Raw genomic sequence first — 2,147 nt, 5'->3', positions numbered from 1 at the left:
CCGGGAAAGGAACTCGCCTGGCCACCTATGCCGCACGTTGTATAGAAAATGAAATTTCTATTTCAAAACCTAGCGGATATCCCTGGAAAATGATGTGGATGACACTGATTTTTCGCTGTCGGGAATTCTTGCTACTACCGTGATGGAAACGTCCTTTAAACCGTTGTCTCCACTTTTCCCCCGCCCCGCAACTATCACCTGAGCCACCAGCTCCCGTACAAGGGCCTTCTTTTCCTCAAATTCCAGCTCGTCCAACTTAGAGAGGACATTCCTGGCCAGTATGCGCAGCTCTTCTATACGCGAGAACGTCCCTTCCGTTCCTTCCAGAACCGCAAGGATCTCTTTTCTGCGCTGCTCCAATCTAATTTTCCGTCTTTTCAGTTCTTCCAGCTTTATCTTGGTCTTGGCGTCGAGTTCAAACAACCCGGAAGCGAGGACATCCAAAACCGCCTCGCGACCTTTCTCCACTTCCGCAATGCGCTTTTCCACTGTCTCCAGTTCCCGGCGAAGCTCGTTTACCTGGGGCATCGCTTCCATGGCTTCCCGGACCAGCTCTTCCGGATCGTTCAGCCATGAGCGTATTTGTTCCCAAACTGCCTTCTCTATTACACGGGCAGGCACCATCTTGACCGGGCGACATCCTTTCCTGGGCGCTCCTTCGTAGCTCTTGTAGCAAGTGTACCTCCTCTCGCACTTACCCCACCACCGAGCATATATACCGGTCATGGTGTTCCCGCACTCCGCACACGTTAAAAGCCCGGACAGAAGATATTCGTGCTGGCTTTTACCAGCCCATAAACGCCTGGCTTCTTTGAGTTTTTCCTGTACCCTTTCCCATGTTTCGATGTCCACCAAAGCAGGAACGGGAATGTACAGTCCTTTGTAGCGCCACATACCGATATAAACAGGGTTAGTAAGTATCTGACGCACCACCATCCTGTGCCATTTCCCTTTCTTCGTTTTGGTGGGAACGGCCAGCTCATTCAATCGCCGGACGACTCCGTTCACCCCAATGTCTTCTGTAGCGAACCAGCGGAACATATCGCGTACAATATCAGCTTCCTCGTAATGAGGGCTTACCTTATCTGTGTCCGGATCGTAAGTATAGCCATAAGCGTAAAAACCAATAGGAATACCGCCCTGCCTGGCTTTCTGCATTTTTCCCCTGGTCATCCGTTCCCGGATCTTTTCTTTTTCAAATTCCGCTATAGCTCCCCTTATGGCATAAAACATTCTGCCCTCCGGGGTGTCTTTCCACTCAAAATCCAGAAATTCCAGCCGCACTCCCGCTTTCTCAAACTCTTCAGTGAGAAGCAGCTGGTGGGCCAGTTTACGAGACAGCCTATCCGGGTCTCTGACCACCACGATGTCAATTCGCCCTTCTTTAATTGCATCGCGCAGAGCAGCCAGGGCGGGCCTGTCCAGGGTAGCTCCCGTTACGCCCTCGTCGGTAAACTCCAGTACCTGCCTTGCTCCCAGCGATTCGGCCCTGCGCCGGCACGCCTCTTTCTGTTCAGACAGAGAGTATCCATGCTTGGCCTGTTCCTCGGTACTCACTCGGAGATAGATCGCTGCTCGCATTTCCCCATTTTCTCCTTTAACATTTTCCGGGCCAGGAGACGGTATGCGCCGCGAAGCCCTGTCCCTCCCAGAGAGTAAATAACCTTTACAGGAACAGAAGGTGTGTTATCCCTGTGTTTCTGCGCCGGGTATTTACGGTCAGTCACAGGCTATCTCTCCTTTCGGTATATTTCTACGCAGGAGGTAAATTGTCCTACAACAAAAAAGCACGGGGCTGAACCCGTGCCTTAAACCGCAACCCGCCTCGGCGGTATTTCCGCCGCGTAATTTTTTGATCCCCACAAAACCATTTTCCCGACCTTCAGCGACTCCCGCACGTCGACGAGCCGGTGGTTCCGGCTGCCCCTGAAGGGCAGGGATAGGTCTGCTTCTCCCTGTACGAACCGCCCGTCCACCACCACGTCCGCCAGGACCAGCAGGCGGCGCACCGCCGGGTCCGGGTGGGCCAGGAGCTGTTCCCAGGTGTAGCCCGTGTAGACCCACAGGTCGAGGCCCCTGGCTTTCACCTGCCGGGCCACCTTAGCCAGGGCCGCCGCCTGGCAGAAGGGCTCCCCGCCGGAAAAAGT

At 54.1% G+C, this 2,147-nt stretch carries 2 protein-coding genes; both read right to left on the bottom strand.

Annotated features, from left to right (window positions below; genetic code table 11):
- Window positions 1-69 precede the first annotated feature (69 nt).
- Complete coding sequence (locus ACPLUI_RS15100; protein ID WP_424661062.1) at window positions 70-1,581, bottom strand: recombinase family protein; 1,512 nt, start codon at window positions 1,579-1,581, stop codon at window positions 70-72.
- 227 nt (window positions 1,582-1,808) lie between these two features.
- A partial coding sequence (locus ACPLUI_RS15095; protein ID WP_424661061.1) for a 4Fe-4S single cluster domain-containing protein occupies window positions 1,809-2,147 on the bottom strand: 339 nt, incomplete at its 5' end.

This window comes from Desulfofundulus sp. (assembly GCF_049701015.1).
GTDB lineage: Bacteria > Bacillota > Desulfotomaculia > Desulfotomaculales > Desulfovirgulaceae > Desulfofundulus.
This window is presented reverse-complemented; position numbering and strand designations above follow the sequence as displayed.